The sequence below is a fragment of the Microbacterium lacus genome, from assembly GCF_044794305.1.
GTDB classification, from domain to species: domain Bacteria; phylum Actinomycetota; class Actinomycetes; order Actinomycetales; family Microbacteriaceae; genus Microbacterium; species Microbacterium lacus_B.
Map to the genome: position 1 here is coordinate 594,572 of NZ_CP084996.1, position 20,225 is coordinate 614,796.

Consider the following 20,225-nt stretch of genomic DNA (forward strand, 5'->3'; position numbering starts at 1 on the left):
AGTGTGTGTCATTCCCAGATCACGACCCTCCGGTCGCCGTGCTCGTCAACGCGCGCTGGTGTCTCGTAAAGATCGGTGAGGTTGCGCGCCGTGAGCACATCAGCCACCGCACCGTGGTGAACAACGCGACCGTCGCGCATCGCCACGACGTCGTCGGCGAACTGTGCGGCGACGTTGATGTCGTGCAGCACGACCACAACAGTCATGCCGCGTACGGCGACCAGCGTCTGCATCAACTTCATCAGAGCCACGCTATGCCGTGGGTCGAGGTTGTTGAGCGGCTCGTCTAGCAGCAGGTAGTCGGTGTCTTGCGCGATCGCCATCGCCACGAAGGCCCGCTGCCGCTGTCCACCCGACAGTTCGTCGAGGTATCGGCCGCGCACCGCTTCGAGATCAAGCAGCGTGATCGCGTTCTCGATCTGAGCACGGTCCTCGGGAGTACGACCCGAACCGCCGTGCGGGAAGCGACCGTACGCGACGAGATCTTCGACGCTGAGCCGGATCGCGAGATGGTTGTCCTGTCGCAGAATGGCGAGCCGCCGGGCAATGTCGCGCGATCTCGCGGCGGCCACATCCATCCCGTCGACGGTGATGACCCCGGCATCGGTACCGATCAGGCGGCCTATTGCCGCGAGCAGTGTGGACTTGCCGGCACCGTTGGGGCCGATGATCGCCGTGAGACCGCCGTTGATCTGCAGCGAGACGTCGTCGACGGCGCGGAGCGCACCGTGCCGTTTGAGGACGGAGTCGATGAGAATCATCAACGGGCCTTTCCGGTGAGAACAAGAACGATGAAGAACAGCCCACCGACGAACTCGATGACGACCGGCAACTCGGTACCGAAACCGAGCACTCGGTCAAGGATCAGCTGGCCGCCGACCAGTGCGATCGTGCCGATCGCGATCGATGCCGGCACACTACGCATGTGCCGGTGGCCGACAGCGCCGTAGGCGAGGTTCGCCACGAGCAGTCCGAAGAACGTCACCGGACCGACGAGGGCAGTGGATGCTGCCACCATCGCCGCGATGGCGACCACCACATGCATCACCACACGCCGGTGTTCCACTCCGAGAGAGATCGCCGTGGTCTCACCGAGAGTGAGAACGTCCAACGACGTCCGGATCGGCCAGAGCGACCCGATCGCGGCGGCAACAAGGACTGTGGTCGGCAGAAGCAGCTCACGGTCGATGGAGGTGAAACTCGCAAAGGTCAGGTTCTGGATGATGGCGAACGTGTCGGGGTCGAGCAACCGCTGAAGGAATGCGGTGACGGAGCGGAACAACACCCCGAGCACGAGCCCGGCGAGCACGATGACGTGCAGGTCGAGGCTTCGGCGGACGAAGAGCCACCAGTAGAGGCCCACAATCGCGCCGATCATGAGCACGAGTTCGACGACCCACGAGATGAGGGGTGGAGCGGATACCAGGATTGCGGGACCGATCAGGAAGGCGGTGAGCACCTGAATCGTCATGAACACGGAGTCGAATCCCATGATGCCCGGCGTGAGGATGCGGTTCGCGGTGATCGTCTGGAAGAGGATCGTGGCCACCCCGACCGCGGCGGCTGCAATGGTCATGCCGGCGACGGTGCGCCAGCGCAACCCGAGTGCGTACTCCCACTCTCCGGGGAGATCGGTAAACAGATACAGGGCGATCGCGAGGAGCGCGAGCCCCGCGAGCACAGTGAGTCGCACGCGCGCCGACACGCGCACGGTAGGAAGAACACTGATCACCGGACCACAGCCTTCCTCTTTGCCGCGCGTCGCGTGGGAGGTCCCCCATCGACGGGCTTCGCCGTACCGATGAGCATCCAGAGGAACACCACGCCGCCGATGACGCCCATCACGATCGAGATAGGCAACTCGAACGGAAAGCGCACCACCCGGCCGATGATGTCGCAGAGCAGAACCAGGGCCGCGCCCAGCAGCGCCACGAGCGGCACCGCACGACGCATGTTGTCGCCGATGAGTCTGCTGACGATGTTCGGGGCGATCAGGCCGAGAAACGGGATCGCCCCCGTCACGACCATCAGCGTGCCGGTGACGACGGCGATGATCGTGACGCCGAGCGCCATGACGCCGCGGGTGTTCAGGCCGAGGCCGCGCGCAGTGTCTTCGCCAAGGCCCGCAACGGTGAAGCGATCCGCAGCGATCCACGCGATGATGGCCGCGGCCGCGGCGAAGTAGACCATCTCGTACCTGCCGCGAAGGATTCCCGAAAAGTCACCGATACTCCAGCTCATCAGCTCCTGCAGCATGTCGGTGCGGTACGCGAAGAAGATCGTGACTGCCCCGATCACCGAGCCGAAGAGAATCCCGACGATCGGCACGAGCACGCTCGATCGGGCGGGGATCCGACGGGCGAGCGCAAGGAACCCGAAAACTCCGACGAGCGCGCCGATCGATGCGGCGATCGCCTTTCCCCAGATCGGCAGGCCGGGAGTGGTCATGAGCACGGCGAGGAGAGCGAGGCTCGCAGCATCCGTCGCCCCGGTCGTACCCGGCTCCACGAAGCGATTGCGGACGAGAAGCTGCATGATGAGCCCGATGATGGCGAACGCGGCGCCCGCCATGATCAGCGATACCGTCCGTGGGACGCGGCTGGCGAAGAACACGAAACTATCGAGCCCAGCGACTCCGATGAACAACGAGACCGTCGCGAGGGCGGCCACGATGGCCGCCCCCGCGATGATCCAGGAGGTGGGAGAGAAGCGAGTCAGCGTTCCGCGCCCTCTCGACTTTCGGGAGTGAGCGACATCAGGAGGCGATGTTGTCGTGCACTGTGCTCAGCACGTTCTGAATGGCAGTCAGACCGTTGATGACGATGTAGAGCTCGCTCGCGGGCAGGAGCACGATGTGGTCTTCCTTGCCTGCGGTCGTCTCAGCGACCAATTCGTTGTCGAGCGTCTCTTCGGCGCTGGATCCTTCACCGGTAGCAGCTCCGCGGTCGAACGCGATGATCCAATCCGGGTTCGCCGAGAGGATGAACTCGTTGGTCACCGTGTCACCGTGCGGAGAGCCCTCGGCACCGGGCAACTCGGCGGCAGCGACGGCTGGCGTGAAGCCCAGCTCGTCGAAGAAGTAGCCGAAGCGCGAACCTTCGCCGAAGGCGCCGAACTCGCCGCCTGAGACCGAGAGTACGAGGGCGGTTCCGGATGCCTCGTCCTGGATGGTGCTGGTGAGCTCGTCGATCTCTGCCACCTGGGCGGCGACCTCGTCCTCGGCCCCGAAGATCTCGCCGAGCTGCTCGGCGCGCACCAGGCCCGCAGCGGGATCAAACGTCCCGCCGTACGTGCCGGTGAGGTCGATCGTCGTGGCGATCTCTGAGAGTTCGTCGAACTGGGCCGTGCTGCGCGCGGCCACGACGATGAGGTCGGGCTCGAGCTCGGCAACGGCCTCGAAGTCGGGCTCGAACAGCGTTCCCACCTTGGGCAGGCCTGCGTAGTCCGCGAGGTACTCGGGAAGCACGACGTCCGGGATGGCGATCACAGACTCGCCCGCACCGATGGCGTCCAGAGTGTCGAGCGTCGCGATGTCGAACGTGACCACAGCCGACGGCTGGAACGGCACTTCCACCGAACCTCGGGCGGTATCGGCATCTTCGGCGAGGTAGGACTCGCCGTCTTCCTCTACGAGAACGAGCGTCGGCTGGGCGTTCTCAACGACGACTGTCTCGAGCGGAGGGGCTGATTCGAGCTCGTTGGACGCTGCCGGACCTGAGGCGCACGACGTCGCCAACAGGGCGACCGAAGCGAGGGCGGAAAGGGAAACAGTGAGGCGTGCGGCGCGACGCGATACGGTTGGCATGTAGGTGAGGCTACCCTAAGTTCTAGCGTCCCTACGAACGTGGATCGTTGTGTGACGATCTATAACGACAGCGGAAGTTCGCGCGTTTCGTCCCACGGCTCGCTCCATCCGAGACGGTCGAGCAGGCTGTCGAGAACCATCGCGGTGAACCCCCACACGAGGTGCGCCTCACTCCCCTGTCCCACGAGAAACCCTGGTCCGCGCCAGGTTTGATCGTCACGGCGCAGGACCGTGACCCCTCGATTCACGGGGTCGACGAGGTCGGCGATCGGCGCTCGAAAGACAGCAGCGGACTCCGCTTCATCCACGACGCCGACAGGTGACGGATGCCGCCACCACCCCAGGACGGGAGTCACCAGATAGTTGCTGTACGCGAGCGGAATCGCCTCGAGCGGACCAAGGATGTCGATGCCGGAAGGATCAAGTCCGGTCTCTTCCTCCGCTTCGCGCACGGCGGCCGCAACGACGTCGCGGTCGTCGTCATCGACGCGACCACCCGGGAACGCAATTTGACCGGGGTTCAACCTCAGTGTCGACGCACGTTCCAGCAGGAGAATGTCGAGGTCGCGCGAGACTGCATCTGAGTGATGGTCGCTGTCGAGGGTGTCGAGGACGCCGAAGAGCAGCAGGACGGCAGCGGGCCGAGCGCGGCTCGATTCGGGCAGTTCGGTGTACCAGCGAGAGGTGCCCATTACCGTCGGAGCGGCTGCAACCCGGTTCGCGAGGAATTCGAGTTGGCCGCGCGCGCTGTGGGCAGATGGTTCAGCGGGCATTCCTCCAGGCTATGCGGTCGAGCTCATCAGCGAGATGAGCGGCTCCCGAACTCGGAGAAGAGCGTGTGCACAAGGGGCACGACCGAAGCGATCATGAGCACGGTCCCGAACACCAGATCCTCCGCACGGAGCACTGCGCCGGTGATCAACAGTGCGGCGAAGAGAACGGCCGAGATTGCCCGACGTCCCGTGCGCTCCAGCCTCTGAAGGCGACGATCGAGGCGCGGCGTGTCGACGGCGAGCTTTCCGTCTTCTATCCGCGTCAGAACACTGTCGACCCGCTGCGGGAGGCGCGCAACTGTGCCCGCATATGTCACAGCTTCCTTGGCGAAGCCCTGCACGACATTGCCACGCTCCTCACGCAAGAGCTGCGCGGCGTACGGTTCGATGGCTTCCCAGATGTTGAATTCGGGTTCGAGTGAGCTGCAGACGCCAGAGATCAGAGACATCGCACGGATGATCAGGAGGAAGTTTTCGGGCAACTGGAACGGCAACGACCGAATGACGTCGCCGAACTCGAGCGCAAAGTCACGCAGCTCCCGCTCATCGACTCGTTGGAGTTCGGCGAACCCCATGCCGCCGAATCGGGCGAAGAGCTGTGTCATCGCGCGCTCGAGCTCGGCCGTGTCGGCCGAGGGTAACAGCACGCCGACGTCGCGAATGCCGTCGATCAGACCCTTGCCGTTTCGTGCAGCAACGGCGATCACGAGCTTGCGCAGGCCACTGCGCAGCGTGGGTGGAACCTCGCCCATCATGCCGAAATCGATGAAGGTCAACCGGAAGCGAGGGGTGGCAGCATCCGCACCCACAGCAGCATCCGCACCCACAGCAGGATTCGCCCGGAAAGACTGTGGCGTGACGAAGATGTTGCCTGGGTGCGGGTCGGCGTGAAAGAAACCGTCACCGAAGAGCTGACCGAACATGACCGCGGCGAAGGTTGCGGCAACGTCTGCCGGGTCGATCCCGGCGGCGCGGAGCGCATCGACGTCGTTGATCTTGATCGCAGTCACATCCGACAGGGTAAGAACTCGGCGTGTGGTGCGCTCCCACACGATCTCGGGTGCGCCGACGCGGGGATCGTGTGCCGCGTTCTCGGTGAATCGTTCGGCGCTGGCTGCCTCGTGTATGTAGTCGATCTCAGCGAGGCTGACGAGCGCGAACTCTTCGAGCAGCGCCGGCATGTCGGCTCGGCGCGAGACGAGGTTCACTCGGCTCAGCCATCCGGCAACTTTGCGTAGTGCGGCCAGATCGACATCGACGATCGTGTCGATCCCGGGGCGCTGCACCTTGACGACGACATCTTCGAACCCGACCTCTGCGGCGTAGTCCGGCGCGAGTCGCGCACGGTGTGCTTGACCGAGGGATGCTGCCGCCACGGGCGTTTCGTCGAACCAGGCGTAGGCCCGGTCGAGCGGCACGCCGAACTCTGCCTCGGCGAGAGTGCGAATCGCGGGGAACGGCACCGGGGGCACCTCGTCCTGGAGTCCCTCGAGCTCGCTCGTGATCTCTGGAGGCAAGACGTCCAAACGCGAGGACATGAATTGGCCGACCTTGATCATGAGTCCGCCGAGGTCAACCGCCAGCACGTGGAATCGCTTCGCCAGCCGAGTCATGCGTGCGGCTCTGCCGCGCGCACCGACCGCGCCCAGGCCGATCTGCGGCAGAAAGATCTCGAACCACCAGGCCAGCGCCATGGCTCGTGCGGCGAACCGGGTGATGCGTCGGTAGCGCGCCCGGGAGTTCAGAGCGCGGGGGGCAAGTGCGTCGGGCATCAGTCTCCAAGACCCCGACGGCCGGCCCTCACCGGGTCAGTCCTGAGCGAGGATCGAGTAGAGCTTACGACGTGCGTCATCGAGCACGGAGACGGCCTGCTTCACCTGTTCGGGTGTGCCCGTTCGCCCCACCTGGGCCGCTGCCTGAGCAAGCTCCATGCCGGACTTGGGCAGAGCAGTCATGCTCGAGTGATCGCGCGGGGCGCTCTGACCAGCGCCAGTCGATTCCCACGGAGCGCTGTTTCCGGCGGCTTCGGCGACCGTGCGACCGGCGTCCGTCAGTGTGTAGGTCTTTCGACCGTTCGATTCGGACGCAACGATCAGTCCCTCGTCAGCGAGGAGCTGCAGTGTCGGGTAGACCGAGCCGGCGCTCGGCTTCCACGCACCGTGGCTACGCTCGGCGATCTCAGAGATGATCTGGTAGCCGTGCATCGGCTGCTCGGTGAGCAGTGCCAATACCGCAGCGCGCACGTCACCGCGGCCCATGCGGGTTCCGACCTTCTGCTCGAAGGTGGCGCGGAGCTGCTCCATCGCGTCCATGATGGATGACCCGGACTTGCCGAGGTTGAATCCGCCCATGTCGCCGCCGAAGCCGCTGCCCATAAATGACCCACTCATGATGTCCTCCTGTGCGCGACCTCAGAGTGTCGCCGATATATAACGATATATCGCTCACAGCGGGTGCGGTCGAGTTCTGGGCAGACGCTCAGGTGCCGTTCCACCCCTCAGACGGCTCGGCCGAGTCATCATGATTCGCGGACCTCAACGGCGAGAATCCAGCGATCAGCGCAGCGATCGCGAACACCACCACGACCCCCACGAACGCCGGCGCGACACCCACCGCCGCCACCGTGATCCCCCCGAGGAGTGCTCCGAGGGCCGCCATCGAACGGTTCGCTGACCGGATGGTCGCGCTCACCCGCCCGAGAATGCCGTCGGGCGTCACCGCCTGGCGATAACCCATCTCGTGTGGGTTCTCGATACCTGCCACGATGCCTTGGAGTGTCATCGCGACGAAGAGCCCGACGATCGCAATCGAATCGCCGACGCCGGTGGCGGCGATCACTGCGACCGGCGCCCAGGCCAACGGGTACGCGATGCGGGCGGCGATGATCGTCCGCCCGGCTCCGAGGAGCCGGCCGGACCACGGTGCCGCGCTGGCGCCCGCGAGCATGGCGATTCCGGCAGCGGCGAAGAGAAGTCCGTAGACGAACGGCGTGACATCGAGTTCACGCAGCGCGAAAAGTGCGAGCACGGTGAAGGCAGCCGCGTTCGCGACGAACCAGACGTGCGTCGAGACCGACAGTGGAGCGAGTGTGCGGTGGCGGCAAGTCCAGGCGAGACCTTCCCGCGCTTCATGAACGAAGTTCCGCCTCCCCCGCTCACCCGGCGGCGGCTCGTCGACTCGCAGGGTCGAAATGAGCACCGCCTCGACGAGGTACGAAACCGCGTCGACGAGGATCGCGAGCGGCGCACCGAGCAGCCCGACCAGGCCGCCGCCGAGCGCGGGACCAGCGGTCTGGGCCGCAGCATCCGTCTGATCAATCCGTGTGTTCGCGACGAGAAGGCGATCGCGGGTCACGACGCGCGGAAGAAGCGATTGGGATGCCGCGAAAGCGAACACCTGCAGAGACCCGAACATGAGCAAGAGGACCACAAGCACCGAGATGTCAAGTGCGTCGATGATCCAGAGAAGCGGGATGAGGCACAATGCGACCGCACGGCCCGCGCTCGCCCAGACGAGCACGCGTTTACGGCGCCAGCGATCGACATAGACGCCGGCAATCAGTCCCAAGACGGCGTACGGCACGAACTGCGCGGCGGCGACGATCCCGACTTGCACCGGCGAGGCCTCGAGCACCTGAACCACCAGCACCGGGAGCGCGACAGCTGTGAGCGCGGTACCGAACGAGCTGATCGCCGAGGCGGCCCACAGGCGACGGAAAGCATCCCGCGCTGACGCAACCATCAGCGGAGCACGCCGTCGAGGTACCACCATCGACCGCTCTGGAAGACGAAGCGACTGCGTTCACGAAGCACACCGCGGTTTGCGCCGCGCCCATGGCCCTGCTGGAAGTGAGCGCGAAACTCGACAACACCTCGTGTATCGCCGCTCTGACCCCTCTCCGTGTCGAGGATCTCCAGACCTGCCCAGGAGAGGTCGTCGTCGACTTCCAGAGACTCGGGTCTGCTTCCCGGATGCCACGACCCGGCCAGGTACTCCGCGTCGCCGACCGCGAACGCCGTATAGCGCGAGCGCATGAGACCTTCTGCAGTCGCCGGCGGGCTTCCTGCGAGGACAGGCGCGCAGCATCCATCGAATCGGTCGCCGCTGCCACACGGACAAGGCGCTGCGTTGTCGAGGGATCGGATCGGCATGCGTTCAGGCTAAGTGAGCATCGCGGAGGAAGTTGGTAGAGTCCGCGCGTGACCCCAGGATTCGCGGAATGGTCGGATGCACCGCAACGGGCTCGGATCGAGCGACTGAAGCTCCACGATGCGCGCCCGCTCGACGCACCGCGGGTGAACGAGATCCAGGTCGCGGCCGGCCGCACTGAGGTCAACCTCGAGCGTCTGATCGCCGATGCGGATCGGCACCTTTTGGTCGCCGAATGCGACGGCCGGGTTTTGGGGTGGGCCGCCATTCATTACCTGTCGCGATCGGATGGTCTCGCGGGGCGCGGCCACTACCTCGCCGGAGTCACCGTGGATCCGCCTGAACGGCGCCGCGGCGTGGGGCTCGCGCTCACCCGGGCGCGGCTCGACTGGATCTGGGAGCGCGCCGACATCGCCTGGTACTTCGTCAACGCACAGAACACCGTGTCGATCGCCTTGCACGAGAATCTGGGATTCGAACTTGTCGGGACCTCTGCCGGTGTCCACGGCGCGGATTTCAGTGGAGGACTCGGACTGATCTTCCGAGCCGAGCGTCCGCACGCACCGGAAAATCCACCGGCAAAAGCAAAAGTCCCCCGGTAACCCGGAGGACTTTTGAGTGGTGACCCCAGCGGGATTCGAACCCGCGTTACCGCCGTGAGAGGGCGGCGTACTAGGCCGCTATACGATGGGGCCGTTGCGACAACCGTTCGATTATGCCATGGCTGAGGCATCCTCAACAAATCGAGCGCCACTCTGCGCGATCGCTTGCCGAACGCCTTCTGACACCGTTGACTCTGCTCATGCGAGTAACCAAGTTTGAGCACGCCACGCTGCGCGTCGACATCGACGGCAGCACCCTGATCATCGACCCGGGTTCTTTCACACTCCCGATCGAGAACCTCAGCAAGACGATCGCGGTCGTCATCACGCACGAGCATGCCGACCACTGGTCTCCCGACCAGCTCGATCGCATCCGCAAGGCTGCCCCCGGCGTGCCGATCTACGGGCCTCAGGGGGTGGCAGACGCGGCAGCGGGCTACGACGTGATCGTCGTGAATCCCGGCGACACCCTCACGATCGACCCGTTCATCATGAAGTTCTACGGCGGCGAGCACGCCGTCATCCACGAATCGATCCCGGTCGTCGACAATGTCGGTGTGCTCGTGAACGACACGCTGTACTACCCCGGAGACTCGTACGCGGTGCCCAAGGGCGTCAAGGTCGAGCTCCTTGCAGCTCCCGTGGGCGCGCCGTGGCTGAAGATCGGCGAAGCGATGGACTTCGTCCTCGCGGTCAAGCCCCGTCGTGCGTTCGGCACGCACGACATGACCCTCGCGGTCGTCGGGCGCGACATGGGTCGTGCGCGACTGAAGTGGGCGACCGAGCAGGGTGGTGGAGAGTTCTTCGAACTCGACCCGACCCAATCAATCGACCTCTAGACAGACGGCTCGACGACACGAAACGACGGATGCCGCGCCGGCTTCGGGCCGCGGCATCCGTCGTTTGGTCGTGCGCTCGAGGACTACTCGGCGTCGAGATCCGTCTCGAGCAGGGCAACCAGTGCGTCGAGCGCCTCGTCTGCTCCTTCGCCCTCAGCCTTGAGTGTGACAACGGTGCCGTTCGATGCACCGAGTCCCATCAGCGACAGGATGCTGCCGGCGTTGAGGTCGGGCCCGCCCGGGGCCGCGATGGTCACGGGCACACTCTGCTCTTTGACTGCCTGCACGAACAGCTTGGCCGGTCGTGCGTGCAATCCGGAACTGCTGGCGATGGTGGCTTGGCGTTCTGCCATGGTCTTCCCCTCGTCGGACTTATCTGTCGGATCTCGGCCTGGCGACGTTCAGACCGCGACGGCCATCATCGGCGCTTCGGCCTCTTCGAGCTCTTTGCGGCCGACCCAGGTCTTGAGGGCGACGACAATGAGCGCTGTCACGACGGTACCGGCCAGGATCGCGAGAAGGAACCCCCACCACGGGTTGATCGCGAAGAGGACGAACACTCCGCCGTGCGGAGCGAGCGACTGCACCGCGAACGCCATGCTCAGGCCACCGGTGACAGCGCCACCGACCAGTGAGGCGGGGATGACGCGCAGCGGGTCGGCCGCCGCGAACGGAATCGCGCCTTCGCTGATGAAGGCGGCGCCCAGCAGCCAGGCAGCTTTACCGTTCTCACGCTCGACCGGGGTGAAGACCTTCGGGCGGAGAACGGTGGATGCCAGCGCCATGGCGAGCGGCGGAACCATTCCGGCGGCCATGACGGCACCCATGATCAGGTAGGGCGTGGGGTTGTCTGCGGTGGCCGCGGCGAGCCCTGCGACAGCGAACGCGTAGGCCACCTTGTTGACGGGTCCGCCCAGGTCGAAGCACATCATGAGTCCCAAGACGATGCCGACGACGATGATGCCTGCGGTGCCAGCGAGGTTGTTCAGCCCCGCACTCATAGCCTCCATCAGCGACGCAATGGGGCGACCGAAGAAGAGGATCATCAGACCCGAGGCGACGATGGACGCCAACAGCGGAATGATCACGACGGGCATCAGACCACGCAGCCATCGCGGAACGCTCCAAGAGCCCACCCACCACGCGATGAAACCGGCGAGCAAACCGCCGACGATGCCGCCGATGAAGCCCGCGTTCATGAGCACCGCGACGGCACCGGCGACGAAGCCCGGTGCGATACCCGGGCGGTCAGCGATCGCGAATGCGATGTAGCCGGAGAGTGCAGAGACCAAGAAGCCCATCGAGGTCGCACCGATCATGAAGAACACCGAGCCGAGGTACTGGCCGAGCGGACCGAAGTCGCTGGTGATGTCTTCGGTGGGCAGGTCCCACAGCGAGTTCTGAATGATGACGTTCGCAGCGTTGTCGGTGACGAGATAGCCACCGAGCAGGAAGCCGAGAGCGATCAGTAGACCACCACCGGCGACGAACGGGATCATGTAGCTGACGCCGGTCAGCAGAATGCGCTGGATGCGCGCACCCCACGACAGGTTCTCGGTGCTCGTCGTCGTCGATACTGCGCCCGTCCCCGCCTGCACTCGGTTGGCGTTCGGGTTGTTGGCGGCGGCCACAGCGTCGGCGATCAGCACACTGGGCGCCTCGATACCGCGCTTGACACCCGAGCGAACGACCGGCTTGCCGGCGAAGCGCTCGAGTCCGCGCACGTCCACGTCAGTGGCAAAGATGACGGCGTCGGCACTGTCGATGATCGACGGGTCGATCGCCTGGTATCCGCTGGACCCCTGCGGCTCGACGACCAGGTCGACGCCGTCCTTCTTTCCTGCGGCAGTCAGCGCGTCGGCAGCCATGAAGGTGTGCGCGATACCGGTGGCGCACGAGGTGACCGCGACGATCCGGGCGGGCCGTCCATCGACGGTGAGACCGGATGCTCCGGCCACAGGAGCGGCGGCGGCGACCGGCGGCACGGCTGCGGCAGCAGCGGGCACAACATAGCCGGGGACTGGCGAGGCATCCCCCTCGCCGATCGCGTTCTGCACGATCGCGACGACCTCTTCGTTCGTCGTTGCAGCACGCAGACCGCTCGTGAAATCGTCCTGCATCAGGCTGCGAGCGAGCTTCGACAGCACGGCGAGGTGGGCTTCGGCGGCACCCGCGGGTGCCGCGATCAAGAAGACCAGGTCGGCGGGACCGTCGTCAGCTCCGAACTCGACACCCGGGCTCAGCCGCGCGAACGCCAGCGATGCCTCGGTGACGGCTGCGCTCTTGGCGTGGGGAATCGCGATGCCACCGGGCAGTCCGGTCTCATCCTTCTGCTCCCGCGCCCACGCATCGGCGTAGAGGGCGTCGGCATCGGTGGCGCGGCCCTGCGCGACGACGCGTTCGGCGAGGGCTCGGATCACGGCGCTCTTGTCTGCGCCGAGGCCGACGTCAAGGCTGACGAGGGCTGGGGTGATGGTGTCGGACACGGTGACCTCCAGTGGTCGATACTGCGGGGTGAGTGGTGGATGGGCTTGTCTGGTTGTGAACTATTCGAGGCGGGTGACGGTGACGTCGCCGGCAGGCAGGTTTTCAGGAGCTGGCGCTTGCGTTCCGGGAAGCGATGCCGCGGCCGCACCGTAGCGAATCGACCGGCTGAGGCGCTCGGCGGGGTCGGCGCCCTCCGACTCGGCGAGCAGGTAGCCGGCGAGCGAACTGTCGCCCGCGCCGACGGTGCTCCGCACGCGGATCTTCGGAGGCGTCGCCGCCCACGCGCCATCGGCAGTGATGAGCACTGCTCCCTGTGCGCCGAGCGTGACCAGTGCAGCCCGGACGCGAGCGGGAACCAGCGCCCGGGCTGCCTCGAGCACGCGCTGGGCGAGGCCGTCCTCGGCGCCGTCGATCGGCGCCCCGACCAGGTCGGCGAGCTCCTCGTCGTTCGGCTTGATGAGGTCAGGCGCGCCGCGCTCGACGACCGCGGTCAGCGCCGCGCCGGAGGTGTCGACGGCGATGAGCGGAGCATCCGTCCCCTGCGTGCCACGCACGGCGTCGATCACGCGGACGTAGAAGTCATCGCCGGCGCCGGGCGGCAGCGATCCGGCCAGAACCAGCCAGTGCGCACCGGCGCTTTCGCGGACGACCGCATCGACGATGGCGGATGCCTCGGCCTCGGTGAGCGTTGCACCGGGCAGATTGAGCTTGGTGGTGACACCGGCGGGGTCGGCGATCGTGACGTTCGAGCGAGCGCGACCCGCGATCTCGATGCGGACGGTCTCGACTCGGGCAGCGCGCAATGCGGTGTCGAAAGGGTCATCGATCGCGAGAGGAAGCACGGCACGAGAGGCGATGCCGGCTGCAGAGACGACCCGGGTCACATTGATGCCCTTGCCACCGGCATCTTCCCGCTCCGAAGCCGCTGCCTGGACCTCACCCGCAAGAAGTGGCCCTTCGAGGGTGATCGTTCGGTCGAGGGACGGGTTTGCGGTCAGGGTGATGATCATGCGATCCATACCTCCACGTCGGCGTCGGCCAGGGCCTGGCTGAGTTTTGCGTCGGGGGCAGCATCGGTGACCAGGACGTCGATGTCGGCAAGCGCTGCGAACGAGACGAGCCGCTCGCTGCCGAGCTTCTCACTGTCGGCGACGACGACCACACGACGTGCAGCGCGGACGATGGCCGATTTCACTGCGGCCTCTTCGGGGTCGGGAGTGCTGAGACCGAACTCAGCCGAGACCCCGTTCGTCCCGATGAAGGCGATGTCGGGGCGCAGCGTGCCGATGGTGCGCACCGTGTCAGAACCGACGGCTGCCGCAGTGATTCCACGCACCCGCCCACCCACCAGGGTGAGCGAGGATTGCTCCGCCTCGGCGAGCAGGGATGCCAACGGGAGAGCGTGAGTGACCACGTCAATGGATGCTCCGGCCAGACGTACCGACAACTGCGCGGCGATCGCTGCGGTGGTGGTGCCGGCGTCGAGGAAGACCGAGCCGCGGAACCCCTCGCCGAGCACCTCCAGAGCACGACGGGCAATGGCGGACTTCGCGTCGCTCTGGCGCAGACGACGTTCCGGCAAGGACGCTTCGATTGTGCTTCCGCGTTCGGGGGGAACCGCACCACCGTGGACGCGGCGCAACGCACCGGACTGCTCGAGCTGATCGAGATCACGTCGTACCGTCTCGGTGGTGACGTCGAAGGACCGTGCAAGCTCGACCACGCTCACGCGCCCTGCGGCGGCGAGCTGGCGTTCGATGAGCACTTGGCGCTCCGTTGCGTACACTTTGAGCCCTTCGTCGGGATTTCCCACACATTACAACATAAACCAACACAGGCGCAAGTGGTTTTGTCTTTCTCCGCGCCGACACGGCTATCGTCGAGGCGTGCCTGACAAACCCGCCGCTGAGATGCTGATCGATGAGCCCCTCGTGCGGACACTGCTGGCGTCGGGTGTTGTGGCCGACACTTCGCACCTCTCGCTCCGCAAAGTCGCCGAAGGCTGGGACTGCGAAATCTGGCGACTCGGCACCGAACTTGCCGTGCGGTTGCCTCGCAGGGCGATGGCCGCGCGGCTCATCGGGAACGAAGCGCTCGTGCTCCCCCGCGTCGCGACGACGATCGAAGCCATCGGGGTTCACGTTCCTCGGCCCGTGATCACTGGCGGCCCTGTCGCGAACTACCCGTGGCCGTGGTCTGTCGTCCGCTGGATTGCTGGGGTGGTCGGGCTCGAAGTGCCCCGGTCGGAGCGTGGCGCGTGGGCGCCGATCCTCGCTGCCGCGCTCGGGGCTCTGCACGTGCCCGCCGACCCCGACTTCCCGCCGAACCCCGGCCGTGGAGTGCCGCTCGCGCAGCGAGCTGCGATTGTCGAGCAACGATTCGATCTGGTGCGCAAAGGTGGCAGCATCCACTCCGCACTTCTTGACGACGCGCACGATGCCTGGAGGGCCGCAATCGCCGTCCAGCCGTGGGCGGACCCTCCTGTGTGGGTGCACGGAGACCTCCACCCCGGCAATCTCATCGCTCAACGCGACGCGCTCGTGGGCATCATCGACTTCGGTGATGTGACCGGCGGCGACCCGGCCTACGACCTCGGGGTGGCATGGCTTGCCTTCGACAGCGATGGCCGCGAAGACTTCATCGCCGCGACCTCCGGACGTTATGACGACGCTACGTGGGTGCGAGCCCGCGGATGGGCATCAGCGGTCGGCCTGCTGCTGATCGAGCAAAGTGACGACAACCCCGAATACAAGCGGCTGGGTCTCGAAGCACTGCACGAGGTTCAGCGAGGATGACCGGCGGGCTAAGGAGACGCCTCGGTTTCGTCCGGGATAGCCACCCACACCTCGATGACTTCATCCTTCGCGACGAATCGAACGACCGTGCCCACGGGAAGTGATTTGCCGAGCGCAGTCTCGCCCGGAAACACCGTGTAGTCGAGGATCGTATCGAGTCCGGTGGGTGCGCACTGGCTCCACATCGGGTCACCGAGCCGAGTCAGCATGATGCACCGCGCGATGGCCGCGAAGACTTCATCGCCGCGACCTCCGGACGTTATGACGACGCTACGTGGGTGCGAGCCCGCGGATGGGCATCAGCGGTCGGCCTGCTGCTGATCGAGCAAAGTGACGACAACCCCGAATACAAGCGGCTGGGTCTCGAAGCACTGCACGAGGTTCAGCGAGGATGACCGGCGGGCTAAGGAGACGCCTCGGTTTCGTCCGGGATAGCCACCCACACCTCGATGACTTCATCCTTCGCGACGAATCGAACGACCGTGCCCACGGGAAGTGATTTGCCGAGCGCAGTCTCGCCCGGAAACACCGTGTAGTCGAGGATCGTATCGAGTCCGGTGGGTGCGCACTGGCTCCACATCGGGTCACCGAGCCGAGTCAGCATGATGCACCGCGCGCCGCGCTCATCGGTGATGGTCCACACATCCACACCGCCGAACGCCTCGAACGGCACCTCTGAACCGGGATCCATTCCCCAGGATCCGACGACGCTGTTCCAGTCCGCGCCCCGGTCCCCCGGCGTGGACAGCGGACGCAAGGTGAAGTCGGGCTCAGCGGGAGTGAGGAGGGATGCTGCGCCCGCCGCTCCGAGTATCAGACCGATCGCCGCAGTTGCCGCTGCGATTGCCCACACCGGGGTGCGCCGCCACCAGGGCTGCGTCAGGTGCAGCGTAGGCACAGGGGGCGCAGGGCGATCGACGGGCAAACGTTCAGCGGTCCTCGCCGGTCGCGGCGTGGCGCTGTGCTGCGGATGTTGCGCCAGCGGGAGCTGGGATTGCGGAGTCGGTCGCGGCTGGTCGCGTTCGCGCGCTTCCAGTTCGTGGAGTCGAGCCACCGCCTCGCGGTCATCGTGAATGTCTGCGTCGGGACCATACGCCCTGCGCCTCAAGTCGGCGAGTTCGTCGGACCGCTCGGGCGTCTGCGACGGAGCATCCATCTGACCATTATGGGGCGGATGCAGCGTGCCATCGCCGGGAGAACTCCATCGCTTTCGCAGCCGACGAGCGGTGATTCAGGCGGAGTGCGCGACGTCGTCGGCGATGGCGGCTGCAGGCTCTGCGCGGACGCCGTGCAGGAGCTCCAGCGCCGAAGCGACCTCGGCGATGCGGCCTTCCGCCGCGAGCTCGCGGATACGCACCGACGGCCCGTGGAGGAGAACACCCGCCAGGTGGCGCAGCGCCGCCTCCGTGGCGTCATCGGCGCCCCGTGCGCGCGCCCGGGCGACCTCTGCCTCGAGCACAGCGTGCACCTCACCACGGAGTGCCGTGATCGCTGGCCCGGCCGCGAGGTCGGCGGAGAATTCGGATGCTGCGGTGCACACGAGCGCGCGCGCGTGCTCGGGCGCCTGGAACTCGTCCAGCGAAGCATGCAGGCGGATCGTCTCGAGGTCGAGCAGTTCGACCCCGGCGACACTCGCCACATCGGGTGCGACATTGCGCGGCAATCCCAGATCGATCACAAGGAGCCGATGCCCGGGCGTGAACGAGTCGGCGTGAAGGACGGCATCCGTCGTGCACGTGACGATGACATCGGCAGATGCCGCAGCCAAGGGGAATGACTGCGCAACCGCAATACCGCGTGCTGCGGCAAAAGCGGACGCGCGCCCTGAGGGCGAGTAGACCTCAATGTCACTCGCGCCCTGGGCCCGAAGCGCACCAACGGCGGTTGCGGCGTAGCGTCCCGTGCCCACGACAAGCACTCGGGCTTTCGTCCAGTCGGTCACGCGGCTGGATGCGAGGTCCAGCGCCAGTCGGACGAGCGAACGGTGCGCTCCGTGCAGATCGGTGCGATTGCGCACCCCGCGGCTGGTGTGCGTTGCTTTCTGAAAGAGACGTTCGAGATCGCCGCTGGTGGTTCCGTCGACCCGAGCGGCATGGAGTGCCCGGCTCACCTGACCCGAGATCTCTTCTTCGCCGACGACGACCGACTCGAGCCCACTCGTCACTGCGAAGAGGTGAGCGGCGACTGCGGGTCCCTCGTGAACGGCGATCGAGGCACGCAACTCTGACACCGACACCTGGCTGGCCGCAGCCATCGAGTCAAGCACCGATTCGACCGCTACCGTTCGGGCTGCCGTCAGCGGCTCATCGATGTCGAGATAGGCCTCGAAGCGGCTACAGGTGGCGAGCACCACCGCTCCCGTGACAAAGCTCTCGTTATCGACCAAGGCCCGTGTGGCAGCTGGTGCGCCGACGCTCAACCGCTCCAGCAACTCAAGGCTGGCGATTCGATGATTCGCGGTCAGACACAGCAACACGAGCCTAATCTTAAGGGGTGTCTTCCCCCTACGCGCTACCTTCCGTCACCAATCGCCATGAGGATTCCGCGCTCGTTCGCGCGTACCGCGGAATGCGCCCCGAAAAGACGCCGATCTGGTTCATGCGTCAGGCGGGACGCTCGTTGCCCGAGTATCGCGATTTGCGTGTGGGCACCGACATGCTCGACGCATGCCTCACACCTGAGCTCGCAAGTGAGATAACCCTGCAGCCGGTGCGTCGGCACCACGTCGATGCCGCGATCTTCTTCAGCGACATCGTCATCCCGGTGCGTCTCGCCGGGGTCGATGTCACGATCGTCGCCGGGCGAGGTCCCGTCTTGGCGAGCCCCGTGCGAACGGCAGCAGATGTCGCGGCCCTCCCGCCGCTGGATCCCGAAGCGCTGGCACCCGTGCGAGACGCTGTCACCATGACGGTCGCGCAACTCGGCGCAACCCCGCTCATCGGGTTCGCCGGTGCCCCCTACACGCTCGCCTCGTACCTCGTCGAGGGTGGGCCATCCAAGGAACAGCTGCGCACCCGAGCGTTGATGCACTCCGACCCTGAAACGTGGTCAGCGCTGCTGCGGTGGTGTTCGGAGATCACCGGCGCGTTTCTTGCCGCACAGATCGGGGCCGGCGCTTCGGCCGGACAACTCTTCGACTCCTGGGCGGGGTCACTGAGCCTCGCCGACTACACCGAGCACGTCGCACGCCACTCTGCCGCAGCAATCGCGCCCGCGAAGGCTCTCGGCGTCCCGATCGTCCACTTCGGGATCGGCACGGGCGAATTGCTCGGAGCCATGCACGGGATCGGCGCCGATGTTATGGGCGTCGACTGGCGGCTCCCGCTCGACGAAGCATCGCGCCGCCTCGGTGACACCGTTCCGCTCCAGGGCAACATCGACCCCGCGTTGCTCACTGCCCCGTGGCCGGTCATCGAAGCCCACGTCCGGGATGTCCTTGCCCGCGGTCTCGCAGCGCCCGCGCACGTCGTGAACCTCGGTCACGGCGTGCCGCCGGACACCGACCCCGACGTGCTGACGCGGATCGTGGAGTTCGTTCACGCGCATGCCTGACTTCGACGTCGTCGGCGGCGGAATCGCGGGGCTCGTCACCGCGCGCCGCCTCGCCCTCGGCGGCGCGCGCGTTATTGTGCACGAGGCATCCGATCATCTCGGCGGAACGCTGGCACGGCACGAGGTCGCAGGAATTGTGCTGGATGCCGGCGCCGAGAGCTTCGCGGTCCGCGGCGGTGTGGTGGCGGCCCTCGCTGAAGAGCTCGGCCTCGCTGCCGATGTGGTCTCGCCGGCGCCTCTCGCCGCGTGGTTGCACCCCACGACCGGGTACGCGCGGCCCCTTCCGGCGACGAGCTTGCTCGGAGTGCCTGCTGACCCACTGGCGGCGGACGTGGTTGCGCAGGTCGGTCCCGAGCAGGCCCGCCGTGCCGCGGTGCTCGATCTCGCACCGGTGACGGGCGTCGCGCCCGAGAGCTTCGGCGCACTCGTGAGGGGCAGGATGGGCGAACCAGTGCTCAACTTGCTCGTCGCGCCGGTGGTGCGCGGCGTGCACTCCATGAACCCCGACGACCTTACGATTGCGCGTGCGCACCCGGCGCTCTGGCAGATGGTCGTCGAGACGGGAGGGCTCGGCACTGCTGTCGCTCGCCTCCGAGCGGACTCCCCGGCTGGATCCGCCGTGGCGGGGCTGCGCGGCGGCGTGCATCGGCTGATCGATGCTCTCGCTGGTGAGCTCGATCGGCTCGGCGTTGAGGTGCGGTACGGCTCACGCATCGATCCGGCGAGCCACCGCGCGGCCCGCCCGATGGTGCTCGCGGCGCCCAGCGACCCGGGCGCTGGGCGCAAGATCACGCTGGTGACGCTTGTCGCGAGACAGGACGATTTGGATGCCGCGCCTCGAGGCACCGGTGTGCTCGTGGCCGATGGAACGTCACGCATCGGCGCTCGGGCGCTCACGCACGCCACGGCGAAGTGGCCGTGGCTCTGGGAGCGCACGAACGGGCGGCACGTGCTGCGCCTGTCGTACGACGGCGAGGTGCGCGATGCCGACCTCATCAACCGCGCTCGCGTCGATGCCGAAACGCTGCTCGGGGTGCCATTGCCCACAGTCGATGCTGCGGCGCAGATTGTGTGGACCCGGCCCGAGGCGATCACGGTGAGCCCGCCTGACCTCGCGGCAGTCGTCGGTGAGACCGTGGCGGGGTCGGGGATCGCCGGGATCATCGCGCACGCTGAGCGCATCGCGCTAGACCTGCTTGTGGGCAATTCGGATTAGCCCAACC

General features: G+C 66.3%; 21 protein-coding genes and 1 tRNA gene. 5 read left to right on the forward strand and 17 right to left on the reverse strand.

The window, feature by feature from the left end:
- Positions 1–8: 8 nt before the first annotated feature.
- From LG299_RS02980 to LG299_RS03020, 9 genes are all read right to left on the reverse strand, one after another.
- Positions 9–761 (reverse strand): ABC transporter ATP-binding protein, encoded by a 753-nt coding sequence (locus tag LG299_RS02980; protein WP_404433386.1) that lies wholly within the window; start codon positions 759–761, stop codon positions 9–11.
- Complete coding sequence (locus tag LG299_RS02985; protein WP_404433387.1) at positions 761–1,732, reverse strand: iron chelate uptake ABC transporter family permease subunit; 972 nt, start codon at positions 1,730–1,732, stop codon at positions 761–763. Before LG299_RS02985 ends, LG299_RS02980 begins: the two co-directional genes overlap by 1 nt.
- Positions 1,729–2,670 (reverse strand): ABC transporter permease, encoded by a 942-nt coding sequence (locus tag LG299_RS02990; RefSeq protein WP_404433389.1) that lies wholly within the window; start codon positions 2,668–2,670, stop codon positions 1,729–1,731. The genes LG299_RS02985 and LG299_RS02990 overlap by 4 nt, the downstream gene beginning before the upstream one ends.
- An 85-nt stretch (positions 2,671–2,755) precedes the next feature.
- A complete protein-coding gene (locus LG299_RS02995) occupies positions 2,756–3,805 on the reverse strand; it encodes a siderophore ABC transporter substrate-binding protein (RefSeq protein WP_404433391.1) in 1,050 nt (349 codons plus the stop codon).
- Positions 3,806–3,864: 59 nt separating this feature from the next.
- Positions 3,865–4,578, reverse strand: coding sequence for an NUDIX hydrolase (locus LG299_RS03000; RefSeq protein ID WP_404433393.1), 714 nt, complete (start codon positions 4,576–4,578; stop codon positions 3,865–3,867).
- Between the two features lie 26 nt (positions 4,579–4,604).
- Positions 4,605–6,350, reverse strand: a complete 1,746-nt coding sequence (locus LG299_RS03005; RefSeq protein WP_404433395.1) for an ABC1 kinase family protein — start codon at positions 6,348–6,350, stop codon at positions 4,605–4,607.
- Between the two features lie 36 nt (positions 6,351–6,386).
- Positions 6,387–6,968 carry a PadR family transcriptional regulator gene (locus tag LG299_RS03010; protein ID WP_404433397.1) on the reverse strand — a complete coding sequence of 194 codons (582 nt, stop codon included), beginning with the start codon at positions 6,966–6,968 and terminating at the stop codon, positions 6,387–6,389.
- Positions 6,969–7,056: 88 nt separating this feature from the next.
- Positions 7,057–8,319 (reverse strand): MFS transporter, encoded by a 1,263-nt coding sequence (locus LG299_RS03015; RefSeq protein ID WP_404433399.1) that lies wholly within the window; start codon positions 8,317–8,319, stop codon positions 7,057–7,059.
- Positions 8,319–8,612 carry a YchJ family protein gene (locus LG299_RS03020; protein WP_404433401.1) on the reverse strand — a complete coding sequence of 98 codons (294 nt, stop codon included), beginning with the start codon at positions 8,610–8,612 and terminating at the stop codon, positions 8,319–8,321. The genes LG299_RS03015 and LG299_RS03020 overlap by 1 nt, the downstream gene beginning before the upstream one ends.
- Before the next feature lie 165 nt (positions 8,613–8,777).
- Here LG299_RS03020 and LG299_RS03025 point away from each other — a divergent pair, with 165 nt between their 5' ends.
- Positions 8,778–9,329, forward strand: coding sequence for a GNAT family N-acetyltransferase (locus LG299_RS03025; protein WP_404433403.1), 552 nt, complete (start codon positions 8,778–8,780; stop codon positions 9,327–9,329).
- Positions 9,330–9,346: 17 nt separating this feature from the next.
- Here the strand turns inward: LG299_RS03025 and LG299_RS03030 are convergent.
- Positions 9,347–9,422, reverse strand: a tRNA-Glu gene (locus LG299_RS03030).
- 107 nt (positions 9,423–9,529) lie between these two features.
- Here LG299_RS03030 and LG299_RS03035 point away from each other — a divergent pair.
- Complete coding sequence (locus LG299_RS03035; protein ID WP_404433405.1) at positions 9,530–10,168, forward strand: MBL fold metallo-hydrolase; 639 nt, start codon at positions 9,530–9,532, stop codon at positions 10,166–10,168.
- An 83-nt stretch (positions 10,169–10,251) separates the two neighbouring features.
- On the opposite strand, the gene LG299_RS03040 is transcribed toward LG299_RS03035, so the two are convergent.
- The 4 genes from LG299_RS03040 to LG299_RS03055 are packed head-to-tail and all read right to left on the reverse strand — an operon-like array spanning position 10,252 to position 14,441.
- Entirely contained in the window at positions 10,252–10,521 is a 270-nt protein-coding gene (locus tag LG299_RS03040; protein WP_404433407.1) for an HPr family phosphocarrier protein, read from the reverse strand.
- Between the two features lie 48 nt (positions 10,522–10,569).
- A complete protein-coding gene (locus tag LG299_RS03045; protein WP_404433409.1) occupies positions 10,570–12,654 on the reverse strand; it encodes a fructose-specific PTS transporter subunit EIIC in 2,085 nt (694 codons plus the stop codon).
- Between the two features lie 60 nt (positions 12,655–12,714).
- A complete protein-coding gene (locus LG299_RS03050; RefSeq protein WP_404433411.1) occupies positions 12,715–13,665 on the reverse strand; it encodes a 1-phosphofructokinase family hexose kinase in 951 nt (316 codons plus the stop codon).
- Entirely contained in the window at positions 13,662–14,441 is a 780-nt protein-coding gene (locus tag LG299_RS03055; protein WP_404434776.1) for a DeoR/GlpR family DNA-binding transcription regulator, read from the reverse strand. The genes LG299_RS03050 and LG299_RS03055 overlap by 4 nt, the downstream gene beginning before the upstream one ends.
- Before the next feature lie 100 nt (positions 14,442–14,541).
- Here LG299_RS03055 and LG299_RS03060 point away from each other — a divergent pair, with 100 nt between their 5' ends.
- Positions 14,542–15,450: an aminoglycoside phosphotransferase family protein gene (locus LG299_RS03060; protein ID WP_404433413.1), complete on the forward strand. Its 909-nt coding sequence runs from the start codon at positions 14,542–14,544 to the stop codon at positions 15,448–15,450.
- Positions 15,451–15,458: 8 nt separating this feature from the next.
- On the opposite strand, the gene LG299_RS03065 is transcribed toward LG299_RS03060, so the two are convergent.
- The 3 genes from LG299_RS03065 to LG299_RS03075 form a co-directional block, all read right to left on the reverse strand.
- Positions 15,459–15,659: a hypothetical protein gene (locus LG299_RS03065; protein ID WP_404433415.1), complete on the reverse strand. Its 201-nt coding sequence runs from the start codon at positions 15,657–15,659 to the stop codon at positions 15,459–15,461.
- A gap of 194 nt (positions 15,660–15,853) precedes the next feature.
- Positions 15,854–16,606 (reverse strand): hypothetical protein, encoded by a 753-nt coding sequence (locus tag LG299_RS03070; protein WP_404433417.1) that lies wholly within the window; start codon positions 16,604–16,606, stop codon positions 15,854–15,856.
- Positions 16,607–16,681: 75 nt separating this feature from the next.
- Positions 16,682–17,926, reverse strand: coding sequence for a glutamyl-tRNA reductase (locus LG299_RS03075; RefSeq protein WP_404433419.1), 1,245 nt, complete (start codon positions 17,924–17,926; stop codon positions 16,682–16,684).
- 17 nt (positions 17,927–17,943) lie between these two features.
- Between LG299_RS03075 and hemE the strand changes: the two genes are divergently transcribed.
- Together hemE and LG299_RS03085 are read left to right on the forward strand one after the other, a co-directional pair.
- Positions 17,944–19,002, forward strand: coding sequence for a uroporphyrinogen decarboxylase (gene hemE, locus LG299_RS03080; protein WP_404433421.1), 1,059 nt, complete (start codon positions 17,944–17,946; stop codon positions 19,000–19,002).
- Entirely contained in the window at positions 18,995–20,218 is a 1,224-nt protein-coding gene (locus LG299_RS03085; protein WP_404433423.1) for a protoporphyrinogen/coproporphyrinogen oxidase, read from the forward strand. Before hemE ends, LG299_RS03085 begins: the two co-directional genes overlap by 8 nt.
- The last annotated feature ends 7 nt before the right edge of the window (positions 20,219–20,225 follow it).